General features: G+C 56.6%; 18 protein-coding genes, 1 tRNA gene and 1 pseudogene. 11 read left to right on the top strand and 9 right to left on the bottom strand.

The genetic code is table 11. The features are described 5' to 3' along the window. Nucleotides 1-103: 103 nt before the first annotated feature. The 9 genes and pseudogenes from PKC29_05555 to PKC29_05515 all read left to right on the top strand — a co-directional run bounded on the left by PKC29_05555 (nucleotide 104) and on the right by PKC29_05515 (nucleotide 9,823). The gene (locus PKC29_05555) at nucleotides 104-544 is read left to right on the top strand and encodes a hypothetical protein (protein ID HML94875.1); all 441 of its coding nucleotides are present in this window, start codon (nucleotides 104-106) and stop codon (nucleotides 542-544) included. Nucleotides 545-546: 2 nt separating this feature from the next. Beyond that, the gene (locus tag PKC29_05550; protein ID HML94874.1) at nucleotides 547-1,032 is read left to right on the top strand and encodes a DUF4149 domain-containing protein; all 486 of its coding nucleotides are present in this window, start codon (nucleotides 547-549) and stop codon (nucleotides 1,030-1,032) included. A gap of 2 nt (nucleotides 1,033-1,034) precedes the next feature. Continuing rightward, on the top strand, nucleotides 1,035-1,385 hold the full coding sequence (gene erpA, locus PKC29_05545; protein ID HML94873.1) for an iron-sulfur cluster insertion protein ErpA: 351 nt from the start codon (nucleotides 1,035-1,037) through the stop codon (nucleotides 1,383-1,385). Nucleotides 1,386-1,562: 177 nt separating this feature from the next. Continuing rightward, nucleotides 1,563-2,588, top strand: coding sequence for an LLM class flavin-dependent oxidoreductase (locus PKC29_05540; GenBank protein HML94872.1), 1,026 nt, complete (start codon nucleotides 1,563-1,565; stop codon nucleotides 2,586-2,588). 180 nt (nucleotides 2,589-2,768) lie between these two features. Further along, nucleotides 2,769-4,583, top strand: a complete 1,815-nt coding sequence (locus tag PKC29_05535) for a carboxyl transferase domain-containing protein (protein ID HML94871.1) — start codon at nucleotides 2,769-2,771, stop codon at nucleotides 4,581-4,583. 24 nt (nucleotides 4,584-4,607) lie between these two features. Then, nucleotides 4,608-6,050 (top strand): annotated as a pseudogene (locus PKC29_05530) (NAD(P)/FAD-dependent oxidoreductase). A gap of 438 nt (nucleotides 6,051-6,488) precedes the next feature. Beyond that, on the top strand, nucleotides 6,489-6,818 hold the full coding sequence (locus PKC29_05525) for a hypothetical protein (protein HML94870.1): 330 nt from the start codon (nucleotides 6,489-6,491) through the stop codon (nucleotides 6,816-6,818). Nucleotides 6,819-6,982: 164 nt separating this feature from the next. After that, nucleotides 6,983-8,788 carry an ABC transporter ATP-binding protein gene (locus tag PKC29_05520; protein ID HML94869.1) on the top strand — a complete coding sequence of 602 codons (1,806 nt, stop codon included), beginning with the start codon at nucleotides 6,983-6,985 and terminating at the stop codon, nucleotides 8,786-8,788. Between the two features lie 12 nt (nucleotides 8,789-8,800). Next, the gene (locus tag PKC29_05515) at nucleotides 8,801-9,823 is read left to right on the top strand and encodes a glycosyltransferase (protein ID HML94868.1); all 1,023 of its coding nucleotides are present in this window, start codon (nucleotides 8,801-8,803) and stop codon (nucleotides 9,821-9,823) included. A gap of 33 nt (nucleotides 9,824-9,856) precedes the next feature. On the opposite strand, the gene PKC29_05510 is transcribed toward PKC29_05515, so the two are convergent. The 6 genes from PKC29_05510 to PKC29_05485 form a co-directional block, all read right to left on the bottom strand. Beyond that, entirely contained in the window at nucleotides 9,857-10,450 is a 594-nt protein-coding gene (locus PKC29_05510) for an NADH-quinone oxidoreductase subunit I (GenBank protein HML94867.1), read from the bottom strand. 90 nt (nucleotides 10,451-10,540) lie between these two features. Continuing rightward, nucleotides 10,541-12,316: a Na+:solute symporter gene (locus tag PKC29_05505; protein HML94866.1), complete on the bottom strand. Its 1,776-nt coding sequence runs from the start codon at nucleotides 12,314-12,316 to the stop codon at nucleotides 10,541-10,543. 42 nt (nucleotides 12,317-12,358) lie between these two features. Continuing rightward, nucleotides 12,359-13,918, bottom strand: coding sequence for a glycoside hydrolase family 3 N-terminal domain-containing protein (locus PKC29_05500; GenBank protein HML94865.1), 1,560 nt, complete (start codon nucleotides 13,916-13,918; stop codon nucleotides 12,359-12,361). A gap of 12 nt (nucleotides 13,919-13,930) precedes the next feature. After that, complete coding sequence (locus tag PKC29_05495) at nucleotides 13,931-15,115, bottom strand: anhydro-N-acetylmuramic acid kinase (protein ID HML94864.1); 1,185 nt, start codon at nucleotides 15,113-15,115, stop codon at nucleotides 13,931-13,933. After that, entirely contained in the window at nucleotides 15,112-16,020 is a 909-nt protein-coding gene (gene murQ, locus PKC29_05490) for an N-acetylmuramic acid 6-phosphate etherase (protein ID HML94863.1), read from the bottom strand. The genes PKC29_05495 and murQ overlap by 4 nt, the downstream gene beginning before the upstream one ends. A 49-nt stretch (nucleotides 16,021-16,069) precedes the next feature. Further along, nucleotides 16,070-17,050: a sulfotransferase gene (locus tag PKC29_05485; GenBank protein ID HML94862.1), complete on the bottom strand. Its 981-nt coding sequence runs from the start codon at nucleotides 17,048-17,050 to the stop codon at nucleotides 16,070-16,072. 218 nt (nucleotides 17,051-17,268) lie between these two features. Between PKC29_05485 and PKC29_05480 the strand changes: the two genes are divergently transcribed. Beyond that, nucleotides 17,269-17,344, top strand: a tRNA-Gly gene (locus PKC29_05480). A gap of 71 nt (nucleotides 17,345-17,415) precedes the next feature. On the opposite strand, the gene PKC29_05475 is transcribed toward PKC29_05480, so the two are convergent. Then, a complete protein-coding gene (locus tag PKC29_05475) occupies nucleotides 17,416-18,168 on the bottom strand; it encodes an SDR family oxidoreductase (GenBank protein HML94861.1) in 753 nt (250 codons plus the stop codon). A 42-nt stretch (nucleotides 18,169-18,210) separates the two neighbouring features. After that, nucleotides 18,211-18,948, bottom strand: a complete 738-nt coding sequence (locus tag PKC29_05470) for an SDR family oxidoreductase (protein HML94860.1) — start codon at nucleotides 18,946-18,948, stop codon at nucleotides 18,211-18,213. Between the two features lie 176 nt (nucleotides 18,949-19,124). Between PKC29_05470 and PKC29_05465 the strand changes: the two genes are divergently transcribed. Further along, nucleotides 19,125-20,054 carry an AraC family transcriptional regulator gene (locus PKC29_05465; protein ID HML94859.1) on the top strand — a complete coding sequence of 310 codons (930 nt, stop codon included), beginning with the start codon at nucleotides 19,125-19,127 and terminating at the stop codon, nucleotides 20,052-20,054. A 30-nt stretch (nucleotides 20,055-20,084) separates the two neighbouring features. Here the strand turns inward: PKC29_05465 and PKC29_05460 are convergent, their stop codons facing one another. Next, nucleotides 20,085-21,176, bottom strand: coding sequence for an MlaD family protein (locus PKC29_05460; GenBank protein ID HML94858.1), 1,092 nt, complete (start codon nucleotides 21,174-21,176; stop codon nucleotides 20,085-20,087). Nucleotides 21,177-21,220 lie beyond the last annotated feature (44 nt).

Genomic DNA, 21,220 nt, shown 5'->3' with positions numbered 1-21,220 from the left:
TATCAAGCCTTCGGCTTCGGCGCGGCATCGAATACGCGTTTATAAAGACCGGCCTCCGTGTTATAATGATGTGGCTCATAAAATCATGCTTAAAGGGGCTCTTATGACTAAATTTCTCAGGCTCGCGGCAGTTACGGCGTTCATTTTATACATGGGCGCGGCAGCCTCGGCCACGGCGCAGGAAACGGTCAACCTCGAACAGGTATGCGGCAGCAACATGGACTCGCCCATGGCCGCCGACTTCCCGGACAGGTATACGAACAAACAGGTGAAGCTGACCATAGAGGTCGATTCCATAAGAAAGATACCGTCCGTGTGCGGCGAGGGGCCCGAGGGCACCTTTACGCTCGAGGCGATAGACAGGCGGGGGACGATACTCGAATGCTTCTGCACCGACCCCCAGTATAAAAGCGTCCTCGACAGCACGCCTAAGGGGAGTAAGCTCACGGCGGTCGGGACATTCAGATCGGTTACGGGCTCTTACGCCGAAAGCGAAAGCGAGGAATGCAAGATTACGCTCGACGGATGCAGTTTCGGTAACTGACCATGCAAACGGCTCTTAAATTCCTTTACACGCTCTCGATCTCGCTCTGGGTGGGCAGCATATTCTTTTTCTCCTTCATGGCTGCGCCGAGCATATTCAAGGTGCTCCCGAGGGAGACGGCCGGGAACGTCGTTTCGGACATATTCCCGAAATATTACATGGTGGGTTACGTATGCGGCGTGGTCACGCTAATTACCGCTGCGGTGCTTTGGCTCGTCTACAGCAGCCGGGGAGGCATCGTGAACTACCTCAGGATAGGAGGGCTCGTCCTTATGCTGGGGCTTTCGCTCTACGCGGGCCAGGTCGTCCGCCCGGTGGCCGCGGAGACGAGGGCCGAGATGAGGACGCTCACCGAGGGGTCGCCCGGCTACCAGGCGGTACACAATAAATTCAGGCTCCTCCACGCCCGTTCCGCCATAATGAACATAAGCGTATTCGTGCTCGGAATTGCCATATTGGTAATTAATGCCTATACTAATAGGGAGTAAGGATTATCATTAGAGGGAGGCGGTTCTGTATGTTTACTGTAACGAATAAAGCGGCAGAAGAGATAAAAAGGCTTTTAAATGAAGAGGATATACCGAACGCCGTGCTCAGGGTAAGGGTGGTTCCGGGCGGCTGCTCGGGGTTTTCCTACGAGATGGGATTTGACGACGAAACCGAAGAGTCCGATCAGATTATCGAGAACGATGGCGTAATGGTAGCGATAGACGAGCTCAGCTTTCCTTACCTCGAAGGCGCGGTGCTCGACTACAAAGACGGGCTCAACGGCACGGGGTTTTCCATCAATAACCCGAACGCCAAAGGCTCCTGCGGCTGCGGCTCGTCCTTCACGGCCTAAACAAAACAACATCACGAAATCAAAAATATACAGCCTGTCCCGGCCCGGCCGTGACGGGCTGTTTTTGTTTGTTTTAAATTTCCCTTTCAGGTTATAATAGTCCGGTCCGGGCAGCTGCTGCGGATAATCGGATCAAGCTCGTTGTAAAGCCAAATACCCGCTAAAGGAGGAGGTACCATGAAATTCGGTGTTGGATATTATAGTCTTCAGTCCCCGCCCCACAACCCCAGACCGCATAAGGAGCTTTATCCCGAGATGCTCGACGAAATAAGCCTCGCGGACCAGATGGGTTTCGATTCCGCGTGGCTCACCGAGCACCATTTCCTGGAAGACGGCTACTGCCCGTCCTCTCTCGTTGCGGCCGCCGCCATCGCCGCCAGGACAAAGAATGTCCGCATAGGAACGGGGGTTCTCCTCATGCCTCTCCACGACCCGGTAAGGGTCGCCGAGGACGCCGCCGTCGTAGACCTCATTTCAGGCGGACGGCTTATACTGGGCCTCGGGCTCGGATACCGCCAGGAGGAGTTCTCGGCCTTCGGAAGGACTCTTAAAGAAAGAAAGGGCAGGATGGAAGAGAGCATAGAAATACTCCGGAAGGGCTGGGCCGACGAGCCGTTCAGCTTCGACGGTAAATACTATAAATTAGAGAACACCAGCGTTACTCCGAAACCGGTTCAAAAGCCCATCCCGGTATGGATAGGGGCGTTTACCGAGCCCGCTATACGGAGGGCCGCCAGGATAGGGGCGCCGCTCTTCGTGCCGGCTATAGGGGTTATTCCTATCGTGAAGTATCTTTTCGACATGCACGCGGGGCTGCTCGAAGAATACGGCAGGAACCCGGCGGATTTCGAAAAGCCGCTCGTGCGGGAGATGTACATATCCGACGAGGGCGCCGACAAAGTATGGGAGAAGATAAAGGAGCACGTTACGTATACGGCCAAGGGATATGCGTCGTGGGGGTCGATGGTGGACCGCGACGGCAACCTGCTGTCGGATCCGAGCGATCCGATTCTTTACGACATAGCGAGGGAGCAGTCGATAATAGGAACGCCAGAGGAGTGCATAGAGACCATAAAGCGGTACCAGGAAGCTCTGCCCGTCGATAACCTCATCTGCAGGTTCAAGTTCCCGGGCATAACACACGACGAGGCGGTGAGGTCCATGAAGCTCTTCGTCGAAAAGGTGCTGCCGGAAGTTTCCTGAACCGCACGGAAGGCTGACAGAGGCTTCGGAGATATTTGGAAGTAGCCGGCCGGGACCGGACGTCTGCAATCCGGTTTTGGCCGGCCCACTGTATCATATCGAATTTTCTATGGTTATAATAATTCACCTCATCCTGTCAACAAAGCCAGCATGACCGGATATACACGGAGAATTTAGTAAATGACCTCGAAGCTGACTACGATACACGAACAGGCAAGGTCCTACGAAAAGATTAAATCAGGGGAGATAATCGACTCGCTTTACAAGAATTTCGTGCCTTACAACGAGATTCCCGATTTCCCCATGCAGTACGTCACGAGGACGGGACAGATCATCGACATCGTTGACGACCCCGCCGTCATAGTAGGCACTGCGCAGTTAAGAAAAACCAACAAAAAGGTCGCCGTCATAGCCCAGCAGATGCCGTCGAGCGACGCCGACAGGACGAGGCTCAACTACGGCCTCGTGAAGGCGGACGGTTATGCGCTGGCGCTTAGCATGATGACCTACGCCGAGGAAAACGGGCTCATGCTGCATACGTACATCGACACCATCGGCGGCGACCCGTTCGAATATTCGGCCGGGAAACTCCAGTCGTGGCTGATTTCTGACTGCCAGGCCCGGATGATATCCCTCAAGACCAAGACCATATCGATAGTCCTCGGCAGCGGCGGCAGCGGCGGCGCGATAGCGTTTCAGCTAGCCCACAGGAGATTCATGCTCGCCCGGGCCGAGTACTCGGTCATCACCGCAGAGGGGTGCTCCGCCATACTCTTCAGGAGCGCAGATAAGATAGAGGAAGCTCTGGAGGTCCTCCAGCCGACGTCCGACTACATGCTGAAGTACGGCATCGTTGACAGCGTTATAAAAGAGCCGCCGCTGACCTCTTCGGACTACAAGAAAAAGGTGCTCGCTAATATCGAGAAAGCCATAGTATCCGCCTCTGAAGAGCTCGAAAAGACGGACGTAAACTATCTTCGGGAAAACCTCGTTAAGAAAATTCAGGAATGCGGCGGGGTTGAAACTTCCGAGCATACGTACCAGGCCATAGCCAAAAAGATAAGAAGCTGGCTCCCGCATTATTCCTTCGGCAAGGCCCCCACACCCGAAGTTTCCCACATGCAGCTTGCGCTCTACGGGGCAGAGCCTCATTTCTGCAACGACGAGAAAGACCCCGAAGGCAAGATAGTCAGGGCCGGGTGCAGGAAGCATTTCGCGAAAGAGGAATTCCAGAGGAACTATTTCGCCTGCCCCTACTGCGAAAAGCCTAACCCTATAGGCGGGCACGAATACCTCGACATTCTTCTGGACATAGACTCGTTTCACGAGCTTCATTCTGACCTCAGCGTCGAGGACATCGACAACCGCTTTAATTTCTACGATTACAGCGACGCCAGGAGGAAGAGCTCCGGGCGGTCCGAATCGAAGGACTCGCTCATCGTCGGCTACGGTGACATGTACGGCCTGCCGGTCGCTATTGCAGTGAGTGAATTCAGGTTCATGGGCGGCTCCATGGGGGCTGTGTTCGGGGAAAAGATGAAGCTTATCGTAGACTACGCCATAGCCCGGGGGCTTCCGCTCGTCGTCGTCACGGCATCGGGCGGCGCGAGGATGCAGGAGGGCACGATCGCCCTTTACCAGATGGCGAAAACGATTTCCTCCATAATAAGGCTCAAGAATGCCGGGCTGCCGTTCATATCCGTCCTCGGCCATCCGACCACGGGCGGGGCGCTCGCGAGCTACGCCGTCCAGGGCGATTTCATAATCTCCGAAAGGAAGGCGACGGTGGCGTTTGCCGGTGACAGGGTCGTAAAGCTCACGAGCGGCGGCAGGGGGGTCGATCCCGGGACGATGACGGCGGAGTTTTTCTCGAAAAAAGGCGGCATACACCTCGTCACCGAAAGAAGCCAGCTCAAGGCCGCCATCTCCGGCATACTCAGGCTTACCCCGTGGTTAAGAGCCGATAATGGTCAAAGCCAGAAAGAGCAGCAATAGCGCTATTCCCGGACGGAGGCTCAAATGACAGACGGGCCCGGTTCTCAAAACGGCCTCGCAGACGAGAGGGTTGTGATAATCGGCGGAGGCCCCGCCGGGCTCACGGCCGCGTACGAGCTGTCCAGGGCGGGCAGGAAGACCATCGTCCTCGAAAAGGACGACATTGTGGGCGGCATCGCCAGAACGGTGAACTACAAGGGCTACCGCTTCGACATCGGCGGGCACAGGTTCTTTACCAAGGTAAAGGCCGTGGAGGACCTTTGGGAAGAGGTGCTCGGGGACGACTTCGTCGAAAGAAAGCGGCTTTCGCGCATCTATTACAACAAGAAATTCTTTTACTACCCGTTCAAGGTAATGAACGCCGTATTCGGGCTCGGAATCTGGAACAGCTTCATGATAGTCGTGAGCTACCTCAAGGCGCAGGCTTTCCCGGATACGCCCGAGGAGACGTTCGACAAGTGGGTATCCAACAGGTTCGGAAAACGTCTCTACGAGCTCTTCTTCAAGACCTACACCGAAAAGGTGTGGGGAATCCCGTGCACGGAAATAAGCGCAGAATGGGCCGCGCAGAGGATAAAGGGCCTGTCTCTCCTCGAGGCCATGAAGAACGCCCTTCTAAAGAACAGGGGACGTTCGCGGGAAGATGTAATTAAAACGCTCATAGACAGCTTTCATTACCCGAGGCTCGGCCCCGGGATGATGTGGGAAGCCATAGCCGAAAAGATATCGAGGGACGGAAGCGACCTCGTCATGAATGCCGACGTGTGCGGGCTTCGCGTCTCGGGCGGGAAGGTGGAGAGCGTGACGGTGAGACACGGCGGCAGCGAAAGGGAGGTAAGAGGGTCTCACTTCATAAGCAGCATGCCGGTAAGGGAGCTCATAGGCGCAATCGACCCGCCGCCGCCGGATGATGTCGTGAAAGCCGCAAACGATCTTAAATACAGGGACTTTCTGACCGTCTCGCTGATAATAGATACGCCTGTACTCTTTCCGGACAACTGGATATACATACACGACCCCGGGGTAAGGCTCGGGAGGATACAGAACTTCAAGAACTGGAGCGAGGAGATGGTGCCCGACCCGAAAAAGACGTGTCTCGGGCTCGAATATTTCTGTTTCGAGGGGGACGGGCTCTGGACGATGAGCGACCGGGACCTTATAGAGCTCGGGAAAAAGGAGCTCGGCATTATAGGCCTCTGCGACCCGTCGCTCGTGGTGGACGGCACCGTGGTCAGGATGCCGAAGGCCTACCCGGTTTACGATTCAACCTACAGGGACTCCCTCGCCACCATACGCGGCTATCTTTCGGGCATAGACAATCTTCAGCTCGTGGGCCGTAACGGCATGCACAAATACAACAACCAGGACCACTCCATGCTGACGGCCATGCTGGCGGCAAGGAATATAAACGGCGCCGACTACGACCTCTGGAGGGTCAACACCGACCAGGAATACCACGAAGAAGGCGAGGCCGGGGAGTACGGGCTTTCGGAGTACGAGGGGCTCTCGTCGACCCAGCCCAGGGTGCCGGAGAGCGCGCCCAGGCCGATAGAGCAGGTCATAATGAGGGCGTTTGCGAGGCTCGACAAGCTCGCCTTCGCCCTGTCCGTAGGGACGGCATCGGGGCTGACGGTTTTCCTGGCGACCATTTTCCTCATTCTGAAAGGGGGCACCGAAGCGCATAAATACGTCGGGCTTTTAAACCAGTACTTCGCCGGCTACACGATCAGCGTCGAGGGGGCCTTCATCGGGCTCGGATACTCGTTCTTCTGGGGATTTATATTCGGATGGTTGTTCGCTTATATGAGGAATTTCCTCACGGGCCTCTTCATATTCAAGATAAAGCGCCAAAGAGAGCTCTCGTCTTTCAAGAATTTCATAGATTATATATGATATAAGACCGCCATGACGAAGCAGAAAACAGAAGAAGAGAAACTCCTCCAGGCAGTTGCGCTGCTCAATGCAAAATCCATGGGGCTCGTGTTCGGCATACTCCTCGGGCTTCTGATTTTCATAGCGACGAACTGGCTTTTGGTGAAAGGGCCTCAGCCTAACAGCGCCGGGGAGTACGTCGTCGGTCCACATCTCGGGCTTTTGAGCCAGTTCTTCATAGGCTACAGCGTCTCGTTTTTGGGAAGCGTCGTCGGATTCGTCTACGGCTTTGCTCTCGGAACCTTAGCGGGGACGTTCATAGGGTGGCTCTATAACCGCATCGTTATGTTCAGGCAGCGATAACACATTCCGAGGCTCCTTTATTCCTTGTTCGAAGCGCCCATGGAAGGTCTCCTTTGCCGGAATTTCAGGCCGTCCTCACAATATCTTGCGTTTCCGGACCATTTTTCAAGTCGGCTTAATATAGAGTAAAATAACTTGGCTTTTAGGGGTTATAATCATTCGGAATGCATGAATTGAAAGACGAAAAGAAACTAAAAAGGGAGTTCGTGCTCGACCTCCTTCGTCCGTATAAAGCTCATATCGCGCTCCTGCTTTTCCTTCTGTTCCTGGCGTCAGCGTTCGAGGGCGTATCGATAGGCATGCTCGTTCCGCTCCTCGCCGGGATACAGCAGATAAAGAACTACGACCAGCTGCCGGAGGCGCTCCGCTCGCTGATAGAAATATTCTCGGCATACCCCATCGAAACCCAGATACTGCTCTCCCTCACCTTCGTCGTGGGCGGGGTAGTCCTGAAGAACATAGTCCTCGGAGTCTCCCAGTACCTGGCCTACTGGCTCACCGCGAGGCTCATAGCGAACCTCCGGACGAGGGTCGTGAACTCGCTCGTACACGCCGGTATGGGATTTTACAACACCGTGAAAACGGGCGACCTCGTCGAGAGGACGATTTACAATACCGTCCTCACCGACGACCTCATAAAAAAGATTGTCGAAATGGCCGGGTACGTGATGTCGTGCATCATCCTCCTCGTCCTTCTCGTCATATTCTCGTGGAAGCTGACCCTGGTCTCGATAGTCCTCGCGGCGGTCATAGCATACGCGGTCTCGATATACATAAGGCGGCTTTCGATGTACGGCCGGCGGCTCGTGGATACCGGCAGGGACCTTACATCCTCGCTTCACGAAACGCTTTCGGGTATTCAGGTCATAAAATCCTTCACGAAGGAAGGCGAGCAGATAGCGAAGCTCAATAAGTACATAGAAAGCCACGCGCGCCACCAGCTGAACGTCAACTTCACGACGTTCATGGTGCACGTCGTAACGGAGGCCTTCGGCGTCATCGCCATAGGGGTGCTCTTTCTCATAGCGATAAAGAGCTCGGCGATGGACTACAGGCTCGTCCTGACGCAGATACTGCCCTTCATATACATAATCGCCCGCATATTGCCCGTCCTGAAGCTTATGAACCAGACGAGGGGAATAATAGTCAGCAGGCTCCCCGCCTTCGACACGGTCTTCGACCTCGTAAGGACCGACAACAAGCCGCAGATCACGGACGGAGAGCTGGTTTATTCCGGCCTAAAAGACGGCATAACGTTCGATTCCGTGACATTCTCCTATAACGAAGGGGAGAGGGCGGCCCTCTCGGAGACGAATTTCTTCATACCCAAGGGAGAGACGACCGCCATAGTCGGCAAATCGGGCGCCGGGAAATCCACGGTCATAAATCTCCTGCTGAGGTTCTACGATCCGCAGTCGGGCAGGATTCTCATCGACGGAAAGCCGCTCCCCGACTACGAGGTGGAATCGTACCTTCGCCACGTCGGCATGGTAAGCCAGGATACATTTATATTCAACGATACCGTCAGGAATAATATAGCTTTCGGCCTCACGGGAGATTACACGGACGATATAATCGTGGACGCGGCGAAGAGGGCGGGGGCCGACGAGTTCATTTCGGCGCTCCCCGAGGGGTACGACACGATGCTCGGCGAGAGGGGCATAAGGCTTTCGGGCGGACAGAGGCAGAGGATTTCGATCGCCAGGGCGACGCTCAAAAACCCCGAGATCCTGATTCTCGACGAGGCCACCAGCTCCCTCGATACGGCCACCGAGCAGCTCATACACAGGGCGATAACAGAGCTCAGCCGGAACAGGACGGTTATCATTATAGCGCACAGGTTCTCGACGATTAAAAACGCGGACCAGATCATCGTGCTCAAGGACGGCAGGGTCGTCGAATCCGGCGGGGAATCGGAGCTCATGAAGCTTAAGGGCGAATTTTACAGGCTCGCCACGACCGGAAGTTAGCATTAAATAGATATGAATTCCAAAAATCCCGACATATCGGTCGTCATACCCGTCCACAACGGGGAAGTGTATTTGTCGATGTGCCTTCACGCGCTTAAGGCGTCGTTTCATACGGAGTTCGAGACGATAGTGGTGGACGACGGCTCAAGGGACGGCTCGGCGGCGTTAGCGAAAGGCTTCGGCGTCAAGGTCCTCGAGCTGGGGCGGAACTACGGCCCCGCAGCCGCCAGGAACGAAGGGGCCGCAGCCGCCGTAGCGCCGATTGTGCTGTTCCTCGACGCGGACGTGCTCGTGAGGGGCGACACCATCACGCGCATACTCGATACCTTCTCCAGGAATCCGGAAATAGCCGCCGTATTCGGCTCGTATGACACTGAGCCGTCGGCGCCCGATTTTCTGTCTCAATACCGAAACCTTCTGCATCATTACGTTCACCAGAAATCCCGGAGCGATGCGAGCACGTTCTGGTCGGGCTGCGGCGCGGTAAAAAAGGACGTATTCATGGAGATGGGCGGGTTCGACAGGGTGCGTTTCTCGAAACCTTCGATCGAGGACATAGAGCTCGGGTACAGGATGAAGCGGAAGGGACACAGAATACTCCTCGACAAGGAGCTTCAGGTGAAGCATCTTAAGGAGTGGGGCTTCTGGTCGATGCTCAGAACCGACGTATCCCGGCGCGCAGTGCCGTGGTCGAAGCTTATACTCGAAAGCGGATTCTCGCCCAGGGACCTCAACGTCAGCGTCGCCGACAGGGTGAGCGCGGCCCTCGTGGGCATGCTGTCAATCGCCGTTCTGGTTGTCGTCTTCGCGGCCCTGTTCGGGAGCGCGGGGACTCTCTACCCGGCGCTTATACTATCGGCCGTACTGGTCATTTCGTTGATACTGCTTAACAGATACCTCTACGTCTTTTTCCTCGAAGAGAGGGGGCTCGGCTTCACGCTTCTCGCCATACCCGTGCACTTTCTCTATTTTTTCTACAGCGCGGCCTCGTACGGCTTATGCTGGCTCGGAAAGAAATTGTCGAAGCGAAAATAGCCCCGGCGGCATATAGCATATAATCCGTGGGAATCAGTCGGATGAGGTGTACGTTCCGGTGAGCTTTTTGACCTTTTCGATTTCTTCGGGCTTGTCGAGAATATTCCCCTTGCCCATCTCGTAGAGGAAGTTGGCGTTGTCCCTCGGCGCCTGGCTTATGACGTTCGGGTCGAAGAAGACTTCTTTGGTGTGGACGAGCCCGGCGCGGTTGTAAGAAGCGAGCTCGTATTTCATCCCCATGCGGAGCGCATCGCAAGGGCAGGCCTCGACACAGAATCCGCAGAAGACGCATCTCATGAAATCGATGTTGTAGACCTTGGGCCTTCTCTCGATTCCGTAATCGTCCGCCGGCTCGGCCACTATCGATATGGCCTGCGTCGGGCAGGCGACCTCGCACAGCTTGCAGGCGACGCATCTTATTTCGCCGTCGTCGTCTCCCGGCATGACGTGAAGCCCCCTGTATCTCGGCGGAAGCTCCTTTACCTCTTCGGGGTACTGGACGGTTATCGGCCGGAATTTAATCAGGTGCATAATGGTAAGATAGAGCCCGTGCACTATCTGCGGAAGATAGAGCTTCTCGTACCACGTGAGCTCAGGATGCTTGAGTACCTTGATTTTGATAGCCATTGTTCGTTCCCGGATCAAGAACTACAGATAAGTTATAACATACTCCGGGGATTTTTAAAGTTCCGGGTGGGGTTTCGACGGAGATTCGGTTCAGTCCGTAAGCTCTTTCCGGAGCCTGAGATAGACGGTAACGCCCGAGATTATTGAGATTAGGGCCATGACTAGCCCCCAGAACGTCGAGCCCAGGAGCATCTTTCCCGTACCCAGCATCCCGAAGAGAATAAACGAAACGCCGAGCACCCAGTTTACGAGCACAGGCGCGAACCTGGGCTTTTCGATGTCGGGGTTGAGGTCGCTCACGGGCTTCCACCATCCCCAGGGCTTTACCCTCTTGTAGAATCCGTTCAGGGTTTCGATAGGCTCGGGTTTGGTCGCGAACGTCACGATAATCCATGTGAGCACGGAAACGGGGATGACGAGGATCTGGTGCTTCAGCTCTAGGGGAATGCCCTGCGACCTGGTGTAGAGGACGAGTACGAAAATAGCAGCGAGGGACGACGCCAGCGCCGCGATTTCCGTCCAGGCGTTCACCCTCCACCAGAACCACCTAAGTATCAGCACCAGCCCGATTCCGGCGCTCATCGCCCAGAGGAAAATCCAGGCCTTTCCTATGTTGCTTATGTGCATCGCGAAGTAGCCGGCGAGTATCGTGAGGACGAGCGTGCAGATTCGGGAGACCATGACGTAGTGCCTTTCCGTCCCGTCCTTGTAGAGGAACCGCCGGTAGAGGTCGTTCATTATGTAGGACGCCCCCCAGTTAAGGTGCGTCGACAACGTGGACATGAAGGCCGCGAGAAACGTCACGAAGAGGATTCCCTTCAGCCCGGGCCCCAGGAATTCGTTTATCATGACGACGTACATCGCCTCCTGGTCGCCGTTCGCGACCTCGGCCGTGGGGTATATAATCAAGGACGCGAGCGCAATGAGCACCCAGGGCCAGAAGCGTATGATGTAATGGTTTATCGCGAACCACGCCGTGCCCAGGACCGAATCCCGCTCGCTCCTCGCCGAAAGCATGCGCTGTATGAAATAACCGCCCCCGTCGGTGTTATGCGAAGACCACCAGATGACGGTAAGGTAAACGAAGAACGTAAAGAAGCTCGACGACCAGAACCCGTCGCTCACGGGGTCTCCACGCGAGGGGGTCATGAAAAGTGAGACGTGCTTTTCGTCTATCGTGCCCAGCTTGTCGATAAAACCGGAGAATCCGCCGATCTCGGGCGAGCCTATGATGACCCAGGCAAGGATTATCGTCCCGGAAAGGGCGAGAAAATACTGGAAGAAATCCGTGAGCGTCACGCCCCACAGCCCCGACATCATCGTATAGAAAAACGCTATGAAGAGGCATATCGCAATCGCTATGGTCGTCTCCACCCCGAAAAAAATCTTCAGCACCTTGGCCATCGCGCTTATCACCCAGCCCATGACGATGAAGTTAAAGAGGGTGGAGTAGTAAAAGGCCTTGAATCCCCTGAGGAACGCCGCGGGCTTCCCGCTGTAGCGGATTTCGTTGAGCTCGTTGTCCGTTATGACGTCGGCCCTTCTCCAGAGCCTGGCGAAGACGAGGGCTATGAACACGTGGCTGAATATATAGTTCCACCAGAACCAGTTCTTCCATATGCCGTCCGTCCTTATCCATCCCGTCACGGCTAGAGGCGTATCGGCGGCGAACGTCGTCGCAACCATCGACGTGCCGAGCAGCCACCACGAGAGATTACGCCCGGTGACGAAATAAGACGACATGCTGCTGCTCGCGCGGCGCGTGAAGTAAATCCCGACGAAGAGAGAAATCAGGAGGTAGGCCGCCACTATGGCCCAGTCGAGCGGAGATAGGGACGAGAAAACCGAGTTCAGGCCGGCGTTCATTGGAGGTGTAATTTACCCGATAGGAAAGAACGGGAACAGCCGCTATAACGCGGCGACCGGGATTCTGCCGACGGCCGGGGTGGTTCCCAGAAGTACGCCGGCGGCCGCAGACTGGCATTCCGGGAGTGAATCGAACGCACAGATTACCGTGCCGAAGCCGTCCAGACCCCGCACAACGTAGGGCGAGCCGAACGAAAGGAGGGCGCTTTCTCCGGAGGCCGAGGACAGCCGCTTCAGTGCGGCCCTCATGGAGTCGGGGAGCGAGAACTGCTTCTTCCACGCGCCGACAGTCGTGAAGACGGCGCATATGAGCGCGGTATCATCCCCGGCGTCGCCGGAGAGTCTATCAACATCCGTAGACGCGGTTACGTTGACCTCTTCGAAAACGACTCCGGCGTCGCGAAGCCTGCCGGCGAATACGGCTGCTGTGTCCTGCCCGGACTCAGTTACGTCGAACGTGCAGAGGACGGCGCGCCCTGATCTTAAGCTTCCGCCCCTGAGTATCGAAACCGACTTCTCCGTTATGAGCCGTGAGAGCTTTCGTCCTTCTTCCTTCGATTGCGCAGTAATTCCAGGCAGCCCCTCGGGGAGGGATTTCTTGAGCGAAATAATTCTGTTCACTGCCTCGAGTATGACTTCCTCGCCGAGTGCTCCTTCGGCTGCGGCTTCGTTCAATCCTTTAAGGAGCGTGTACGGGTCCAGCGGGTCGAGGATTATGTCGCAGCCCGCTTTAAGGGCGCGTAGCGATAGGCCCGCCCCGCCTCCAAGCCCGTTTATGCCGGACATTCGAAACGAGTCTGTTATCACGACTCCGTCGTATCCGAGCTCGTCCCGGAGCATACTCTTCACAACCTTCTCCGAAATAGTGGCCGGTTCGCCGCTCCCGGTTATCCCGGGGAGGGCGACGTGCGCCGTCATGAGCATATCGATCCCTTCGGCTATAGCGCTCCGGAAGGGGTTCAGGTCACGCCCGAAAAGCTCCTCACGAGTGAGCGTCAGCACGGGGAGCTCGGAATGGGAGTCCGCCGCCGCGCTCCCGTGCCCGGGGAAGTGCTTCCCGCAGGAGAATATACCGCCGTCGCGGCAGCCCCTTATGAATGCACCTCCCATACGGGATACGAGTCCCGGATCGTCGCCGTAAGAACGGATGTTGATTATCGGATTTTCTGAGTTCGAATTCACGTCGAGGACAGGGGCAAAGACGAGATTGAAGCCGCACCCCCTCATCTCTCGCGCCGTTAACAGCGCTTCGGAATAAACGAGCCCCTCGTCGCCGGCCGCGCCGAGAGCCATCGTAAAAGGGAAGATCGAGCCGCCGGAAACGATCTGCCCCAGGCCCCTTTCGGCGTCGCATCCGAAGAGGAGAGGGACCTCGGACACGGCCTGGAGCTCCTCTACGGCGGTTCGGACGGATTCCGTATTGCCGCCGAAGATTATGAATCCCCCGACATGAAATTCCCTGACCAGCTTCTTCGCAAGCTCTAGCGAGCCGTCCACCTTGAAATCCAGCCTGGGCATCACGGCCTGGCCGACCTTTCGGGAAAGGTCTAAATCGGATGCGTCTATATTCCCCCGTTTATCGAGCCATGATTTAATGCTCATCACGTATACGTCTTAGCCGAGGCCTCCGGGCGATATTTTCCCCAGCGGCACGCTCCGCCTCGCCCCCGTGACGCCGGGCAGGTTGCCGGCGTTCCCCGAGATGCACTCGTTCGCCAGTATCGCGAAGGCGACCGCCTCTTTGGCGTCGGCCGGGATGCCGTAGGCGTCGGTCGTCGTCAGTTCGATGCCGCCTAGTCTCTCCCGGAGCTTATCGACCAGAAAGGCGTTCCTGCATCCGCCGCCGCTTAGAATCACCTCGCCTACCTCGTGCCCGGGGAATATGAATTCTTCATAGGAGAGCGATATGGATTCGACTGTGAGCGCGAGAACCGTGGCCATGAGATCGCCGAGAGTGAGCTTGCCGCCTTCGACCATTCCGTAGAGCCTCTCGGCCACGGCGCTCCCGAAGAGCTCTTCCCCGGTCGATTTCGGGGGCTGCTTCGTATAGTATGGGTCCGACAGTAGCTCCTTTAAAAGAGCCTCGTTAACCTTGCCCCTGGAAGCCTCCTCGCCGTTCCTGTCGAATCTTTCTTTCCCTCCGGACGCGAGCGTCATTATCCTGTCCATCAGCATGTTGCCGGGGCCGGTGTCGAACGCAGTCACGCCGTCCATGTGCCCGGTTATCACGGTGGCGTTCGCTATGCCGCCGATATTCTGTGCGATTCTCGTTTCGCCCGGCTTCGAGAAAAGTATGTAATCCGCGTAGGGCACGAGCGGGGCGCCCTCCCCTCCCGCGGCGACGTCCCGCGTCCTGAAATCGCCGATCGTCGTAATGCCCGTCCGCTCGGCAATGACGTCGGGCTCGCCTATCTGTAAAGTCGAGGGAATCCCCGCTCCTGCCGACGGCGGTACGTGGCTCACGGTCTGGCCGTGCGAGCCGATGAGGTCCACGTCGTTCGGTGCGAGCCCGGCCTTTTCCATAACGGCCAGAGCGGCCCCGGCGAACGCCTCCCCTACGAGGAAATTGAGCTCAGAGATATCGCCGGGCGTGCATCCCTGCCGGAGTCGTCCGAGCCTCGCGGTGATTTCGGGCGTGTACGGCACGCACGTGAATTCGAGGAGCTCGATTTCCGTACCGGCGCCTTTGCCCCTGATCCTTACGAGGGCCGCGTCTATGCCGTCCATCGACGTCCCGGAGATGAGGCCTGTCACGACCCTCTCCTTCTTTCTGAACAGCAGCATCAGGTCCTTTATCATTTTCGTGCCTGGCCTATCACGGCCCGGAGGAATCCCCCGTGCTCCTTCAAGAGCTTCCTTGCTTTTTTATAGTCCGCGTTCTTTATCCCCATTACGATTGCCGCCTTTACGTCCCACTTCGAGCCATGGAGGAGCTCGGCGGCCCTTTCCTCGCCGACGCCCGTTATCATCACGACGAGCCGCTTCGCCCTGTCCCGGAGCTTTGCCGACCCCGCCCTAACGTCCACCATGAGATTCCCGTACGTCTTTCCGAGTCTTACCATCGAGGCCGTCGTTAACATGTTTAGCACCATCTTCGTCGCCGTCCCGGCCTTCATACGCGTCGAGCCCGTAATCACCTCGGGGCCGACGAGTAGGGATATTACGACCTCGGGCACGATCGTTTCGACAGGATTACAGGTGACGAGTATGCGGCCGCTCCCTTTTTTCTGCGCGTACGCGAGAGCGCCTTCGACAAATGGAGTGCCGCCGCTCGCGGCTATGCCGACGAGCACGTCTTTCTTTTTAAGGTCTATACGCTCGAGTTTCTTCCGCGCTTCTTCGGAGGAATCCTCGGCCCCCTCGGCCGACCTCCACACGGCCTTCCGGCCGCCGGCGATTATCCCAAGTATCGTGTCGGGGTCCGTGCCGAACGTGGGCGGGCACTCGGCGGCCTCGATCACTCCGAGGCGTCCGCTGGTGCCTGCGCCTATAAAAACGAGGCGTCCTCCGCGTCCGAGCCTCTCCGTGATGAGCTCGACTGCGCGCGCTATATTCTCCTTCTCCTTTTCGATCGCCGAAACTATGGTGCCGTCTTCGGAGATGATCGATTCGACGATTCCGAGCGCCGGAAGCTCGTCGAGCTTTTCCGTCCGGGGATTAACGCGCTCTGTAAGGAGGTGCCCTGTCTTTCTGGATTCAGCCACGGTTCTATTATATCTCGCCGCTCCCGACTTATTAACACCGGGCCGAAATTTATTGCCCGTCCTTTTGCCTGGGGCTGCCCATTAAATCCGCCCACCTGAGAAAAAGCTCGCTTCTGAGCCATCCCCTGGCCGCAATCCTGTTTCTCCGTCCCCATATAAATTTGCAGTAATCCTGCGCCGTCCAGAAAAGCTTTTCGTGAGCAGCTATTCTACGGGCACGCCCCTCCGTCTCGTATCCCAGCTCATCGAGTAAATCCCCGGCCATCGATTCGAACACTGACCGGTCGGCTTCGGACATTCGATTCCTCCATTTGCCGTGGTTGCCTTTCAATATTTTGGTCTTCGTCCCGTACCCGCCGGGCCTGTTGCGCTTGACCTCGCTTTCTATAAAACTGGGGGCGAGAACGGCTTCGCTAAAAGGCTCGCCTATGAACTCGCATACTTTTTCCATTGTCTCACGCGGCCTTTCGATAAGGGTCTCGTACCTGATCTCCAGGTATCTCTCCGGGCCTGCCCTGTGCCCGTCGCGCAGCCCCTTCTCCATCATGTGCTTCCATGCCCGGGCAGCCGAATACACGTTCCCCGAGCCGAACCATGTGCTCATTAAAGAGAGGGCGACGTCTCTCCCGTCGCGGTATATATGTATTATCTTGCAGCCGGGGAATATCTCGACGAGCGCCGGGATGTCGGTAACGTACTGGGGGGTCTTGTCTCCCCAGCGCGGCTTGCCCTCCATCCGGGCCCATTCCCGGAAGATTCCGGATACTATCTCCCCGTAGCCGCGGCAGCCGGAGAACGAAGACGGGGTCAGGGAAAGCCCGAATCCCTTCACCCAGTGTATATCGAGTATGGCCGACGCGATCTTGACTGCCTCGTTTTCGCTGCGGGGGTTTCCGTACAGTTTGTAGAGGCGCGGAATAAAATGAGACTCGGGCGGGAACGTTATGTTCGAATGAGAGCGGAGGAGGTCCCTTATAAGCTTCGTGCCGCTCCTGGGGCAGCCCACTATGAATATGGGGGAATCGGCCATTACGGAAACCTCCGCCCCGCGTTTTATTTCTGAGGCTGCGAGAATGAAATGCCCGGAAGCGAGACGTGTAGATTAATCGTAACACAGCCGTCCACCGAAAAAAACAACTGGAGCCCCCCGGGGAGTACGCTCGTCCCATAGAGGAAATTCATCTTGCCGGGACTTCGCCCCGGAATTTATTGACAACCACCCAAGGTTATAATAGATTTTTAACTGGCGCGGGTGTAGCTCAGCTGGTAGAGCATAAGCTTCCCAAGCTTAGGGTCGCGGGTTCGAATCCCGTCGCCCGCTCCAGAGTCCCAATCCCCGGACAAACCAAACCGTAAATAAGGCAAGGCCGCCTTGCGGCAGCCCTGCGTTTACCCCTATAGGAACATACCGCCGGAGACTTCGACGCGCTGCCCGTTTATCCAGCGCGCGTCGTCCGACAAAAGCGCCGCGACGGCGCTCCCTACGTCGTCCGGAAGCCCCACCCTTCCGAGGGCCGTCTGCGAGGCGATGAATGCATTGATGTGCTCGTTGTCCCTCACCGCGCCGCCTTCGAAATCAGTCTCTATCGCGCCGGGCGCGATCGTGTTCACCCTGATTCCCCTCGGGCCGAGCTCCTTTGCCATGTAGCGGGTGAGAACCTCTACCGCCCCTTTCATCGACGCGTAGGCGGCATAGCCCGGGAGAGTGAAGCGCGCGAGGCCCGTGGACACGTTCACGATGCCCCCGCCGTCCGCCATGAGAGGGAGAAGCTTCTGCGTCAGGAAGAAAACGCCCTTTAAATGAATGTTGCAGAGGGTGTCGAACTGCTCCTCCGTAGTCTCCGTTACAGGAGCGCTTATCCCTATACCCGCATTGTTGACGAGGAAATCGAAGTTGTCCCTGCCCCAGGCTTCTCCGAGCATGCTCCTTACCGACTCGGCGAAAGCGCCGAACGACGCGGAATCTCCGGCGTCGAGCTTGAGAGCCGCGGCCTTCCGGCCCTTCTTTTGAATCCCGGAGACGACGGCATCCGCCTCGTCCTTACGGCTGCGGTATGTCAGCAGGACGTCGTGCCCCCCGTCGGCTATGTGAAGGCACATGCTCTTCCCGAGTCCCCTGCTCCCACCGGTTACGATTGCGATTTTCATTGCTGCCTCCTTTCTGTCTAATTTCTTTGGATTAATTATCCCTCAAAAAGCGCTCGCTGTCGGGCGAACGATAATCTCGTTTACGTCCACGTTGTCCGGCTGCGACGCCGCGTAAAGCACCGCCCCGGCAATCGCATCCGGCGTAAGCGATATCTTCCTGAACTCTTCGAGGGCGCCCTTCGCGGTGTCGTCCGTGATGTCCGAGCCGAGCTCGGTCTCGATCACGCCCGGCGATATGATCGTGACGCGCACGTTTTTAGATTCCTGGCGGAGCCCCTCGGAAATCGCCCATACGGCATATTTCGTCCCGCAGTACACGGCCCCCGTCGGCACGACCACGTGCGCGCCTATGGATGCGTTGTTGATTATATGCCCGCCGCCCTGGGCCTCCATGACCGGAAGCGCCGCTGCAATGCCGTTTAGAACCCCGCGTATGTTGACGTCTATCATGTTATCCCATTCGTCCGTCTTGAGCGCGCTCATCGGCGAAAGCGGCATAACGCCGGCGTTGTTGAATATAACGTCCAGCCACCCGAATTTTTCCCCGGCGAAATCGACGAATGCCGCGGTATCTTCGCGGCTCCTGACGTCTAGCTCCCTGAACTCCGCCGTGCCGCCCTTTCCCCGTATGTCTCTCACTATGCCTTCGAGCCTCTCCGTGCGGCGTGCGCCGAGGACTACCCTCGCGCCGCTCCCGGCAAGAAGCCGCGCCGTGGCCTCGCCTATTCCGCTGCTGGCCCCCGTGATCGCGATAACCTTACCTTCAATGCTTCTGCTCATTACTGCCTCCTCTTTTTGTTTACGGGTTTTGGTTTCGATAAGATTCAGTCTACAATCCGGCTGCATTTTCTGAATACCCGGAACTCCCTTATTATTGCCTAATCCTCCAATCACCTTATACTCTTTCTATAAACCGGTACAATAAACCCAGCCGACACTTGAGAGAAACCAGTCTCATGGACGAATTTCAGCGTAAAGAGCTTATAGAATTAATTGACAAATACTCCAGGGAAGACGGTATCCACGATACCGGCATACCCGGCGTCCGGTGCATAAGATCGTCGAGCCCGAGCATGAAGATGCCGGTAGTCTACAGCCCGTCATTCTGCGTCATCGTACAGGGTAAAAAGGAAGTCATGCTCGAAGGCGAAATTTACCGCTACGAGCCCTCGGAGTATCTCGTGGTATCGGTCAGCCTCCCGGCTACGGGGCAGGTTACAGAGGCCTCGCCCGAGAGGCCGTATCTTTCCCTCCAGATAGACATCGACCCCAAGCATATCGGCGAGCTCATTACGCAGATGGACCGGGGGCCGGCCCTCGCGGGGGGCGGCACCGCTCGCGGCCTCTTCGTCGACAAGCTCGACGGGGCGCTGACCGACGCCGTCCTAAGGCTCGTGAGGCTTCTCGATGCGCCGGGGGATATTCCCCTCGTCGCGCCGATGATAACGCGCGAGATATGCTACCGGCTCCTCAGCGGGGCGCAGGGAAAAAGAATCGCGCAGATCGCCGTTAACGGAAGCCATGCGGAACGCATAGCGAAGGTGATTCAGACTCTAAAGGAGAACATCCCGGAGGCTATGCGAATCGAGGATATGGCGGAGCTTGCATACATGAGCCCCTCCTCGTTTCATTACCATTTCAAGGAAATGACCGCCATGAGCCCGCTCCAATACCGGAAGCATCTCCGCCTCCTCGAAGCGAGGCGTATAATGCTTTCCGAGGGTCTAAGCGCCGAAAACGCCGCGCATCGCGTCGGCTATAAAAGTCCGTCACATTTCAGCCGGGAATATACGAGAATGTTCGGGGCCCCGCCCGCCCGCGACGTCGAGGCTTTAAGGGGTACCGTATCGGCCGGCTTTGCCCAGGCCGGGATGTCAGCCAAATAAATCGGGTTGCCGGTACGTCGCTAGAGGCTGTTAATTCGGCGCGGATGGATCTTTATCGTTGTCCGAATCGCTGTTTTCCTTACCCTGCTCGATGTAATACCTGACTGCGGCGCGGACGAACCTGCTCCTCTCCGCTTCGCCCAATATGCCCTTCAAGCTGTCGTAAACGCTCGGGTCTATGAGAAGCGCGCCGAGAGTCCCCTCGCCGCCCTTCAGCATCTCGGAGATTTCCTTGAAGTTCGTCATGATCTCCTTGAGCTCGGTTACAACCCCGTCTTCTCCGTTAAGCCCGGCCGTCGCGGTTTTGATGTTGGCGAAGGTGCTGTTTATGTCGCCCGAGAGTTCTTCGTTGTAAATGAGATCGTGGAGCGCCCCGTCGCCGGTATTTATCTCGTTTATGAGCTTGTCGAGCTTTGTTACAGCCCTGTTGAGTTTTACTATGGCGTTTTCGTCTATCTTCTTGCCCGAAGCGTCTTTCTCGCCGTATATCATCGTATTCAATATACCGTTATTGGTCTCTATCGCTTCGAGGTTCTTCTGAATGGCCTCGGAGCTCCGCCTCACGGAAAGTATGGTCTGGTTTATGTTCTCTATATTCTCCTGCTGTCCGAAGGCTTTTACTATTTTGTCGAGGCTTTCCGAAATGCTGATAATATTTGTAAGCAGGTCGCCCGACTGTCCGATTATGCTCGAAAACTCTACAGGGGTCTGGCTCTCGATCGCAAGCGTGTCGGGCAGCTTGGCCAGCGGGGGCTGAGTGCCGGGGACTATCTCGATATATTTATCACCGAGAAGCCCCTCGGTCCTTATTGTCGCCCTCGAGTCGGGGTTCAGTCTTTCCATGCCGTCTTTGTTTATTTTCATGACGACGTTGATTGCCTTGTCGCCTACGGGCTGCTCGGCGAAGTCGATGTCCGTTACCGCCCCTATCCTTACGCCCGATAGCCTGACCGCTGCGCCCTTTATGAGGCCCGCCGTATTAGCGAAAGTCGTAGTCAGCGTATAGCTCTTCTCGAAGAAGCGCTGCTCGCCCGAAAGAAAGAATACAATCAGCACGAACAGGCTCAGGGTTATTAAGACGAATAGGCCTACTCTGAAGCTCAAGGCTTTCTGATTCCGCATATGTACGGTCTCCCGACAATCCTGTTACTAAATTAAACCGGTTG

It is taken from the genome of Thermodesulfobacteriota bacterium, assembly GCA_035325995.1.
Lineage (GTDB): Bacteria > Desulfobacterota_D > UBA1144 > Nemesobacterales > UBA2774 > JADLGH01.
The sequence above is the reverse complement of the archived record's forward strand: the minus strand, read 5'-3'. Positions and strand labels throughout refer to the sequence as shown.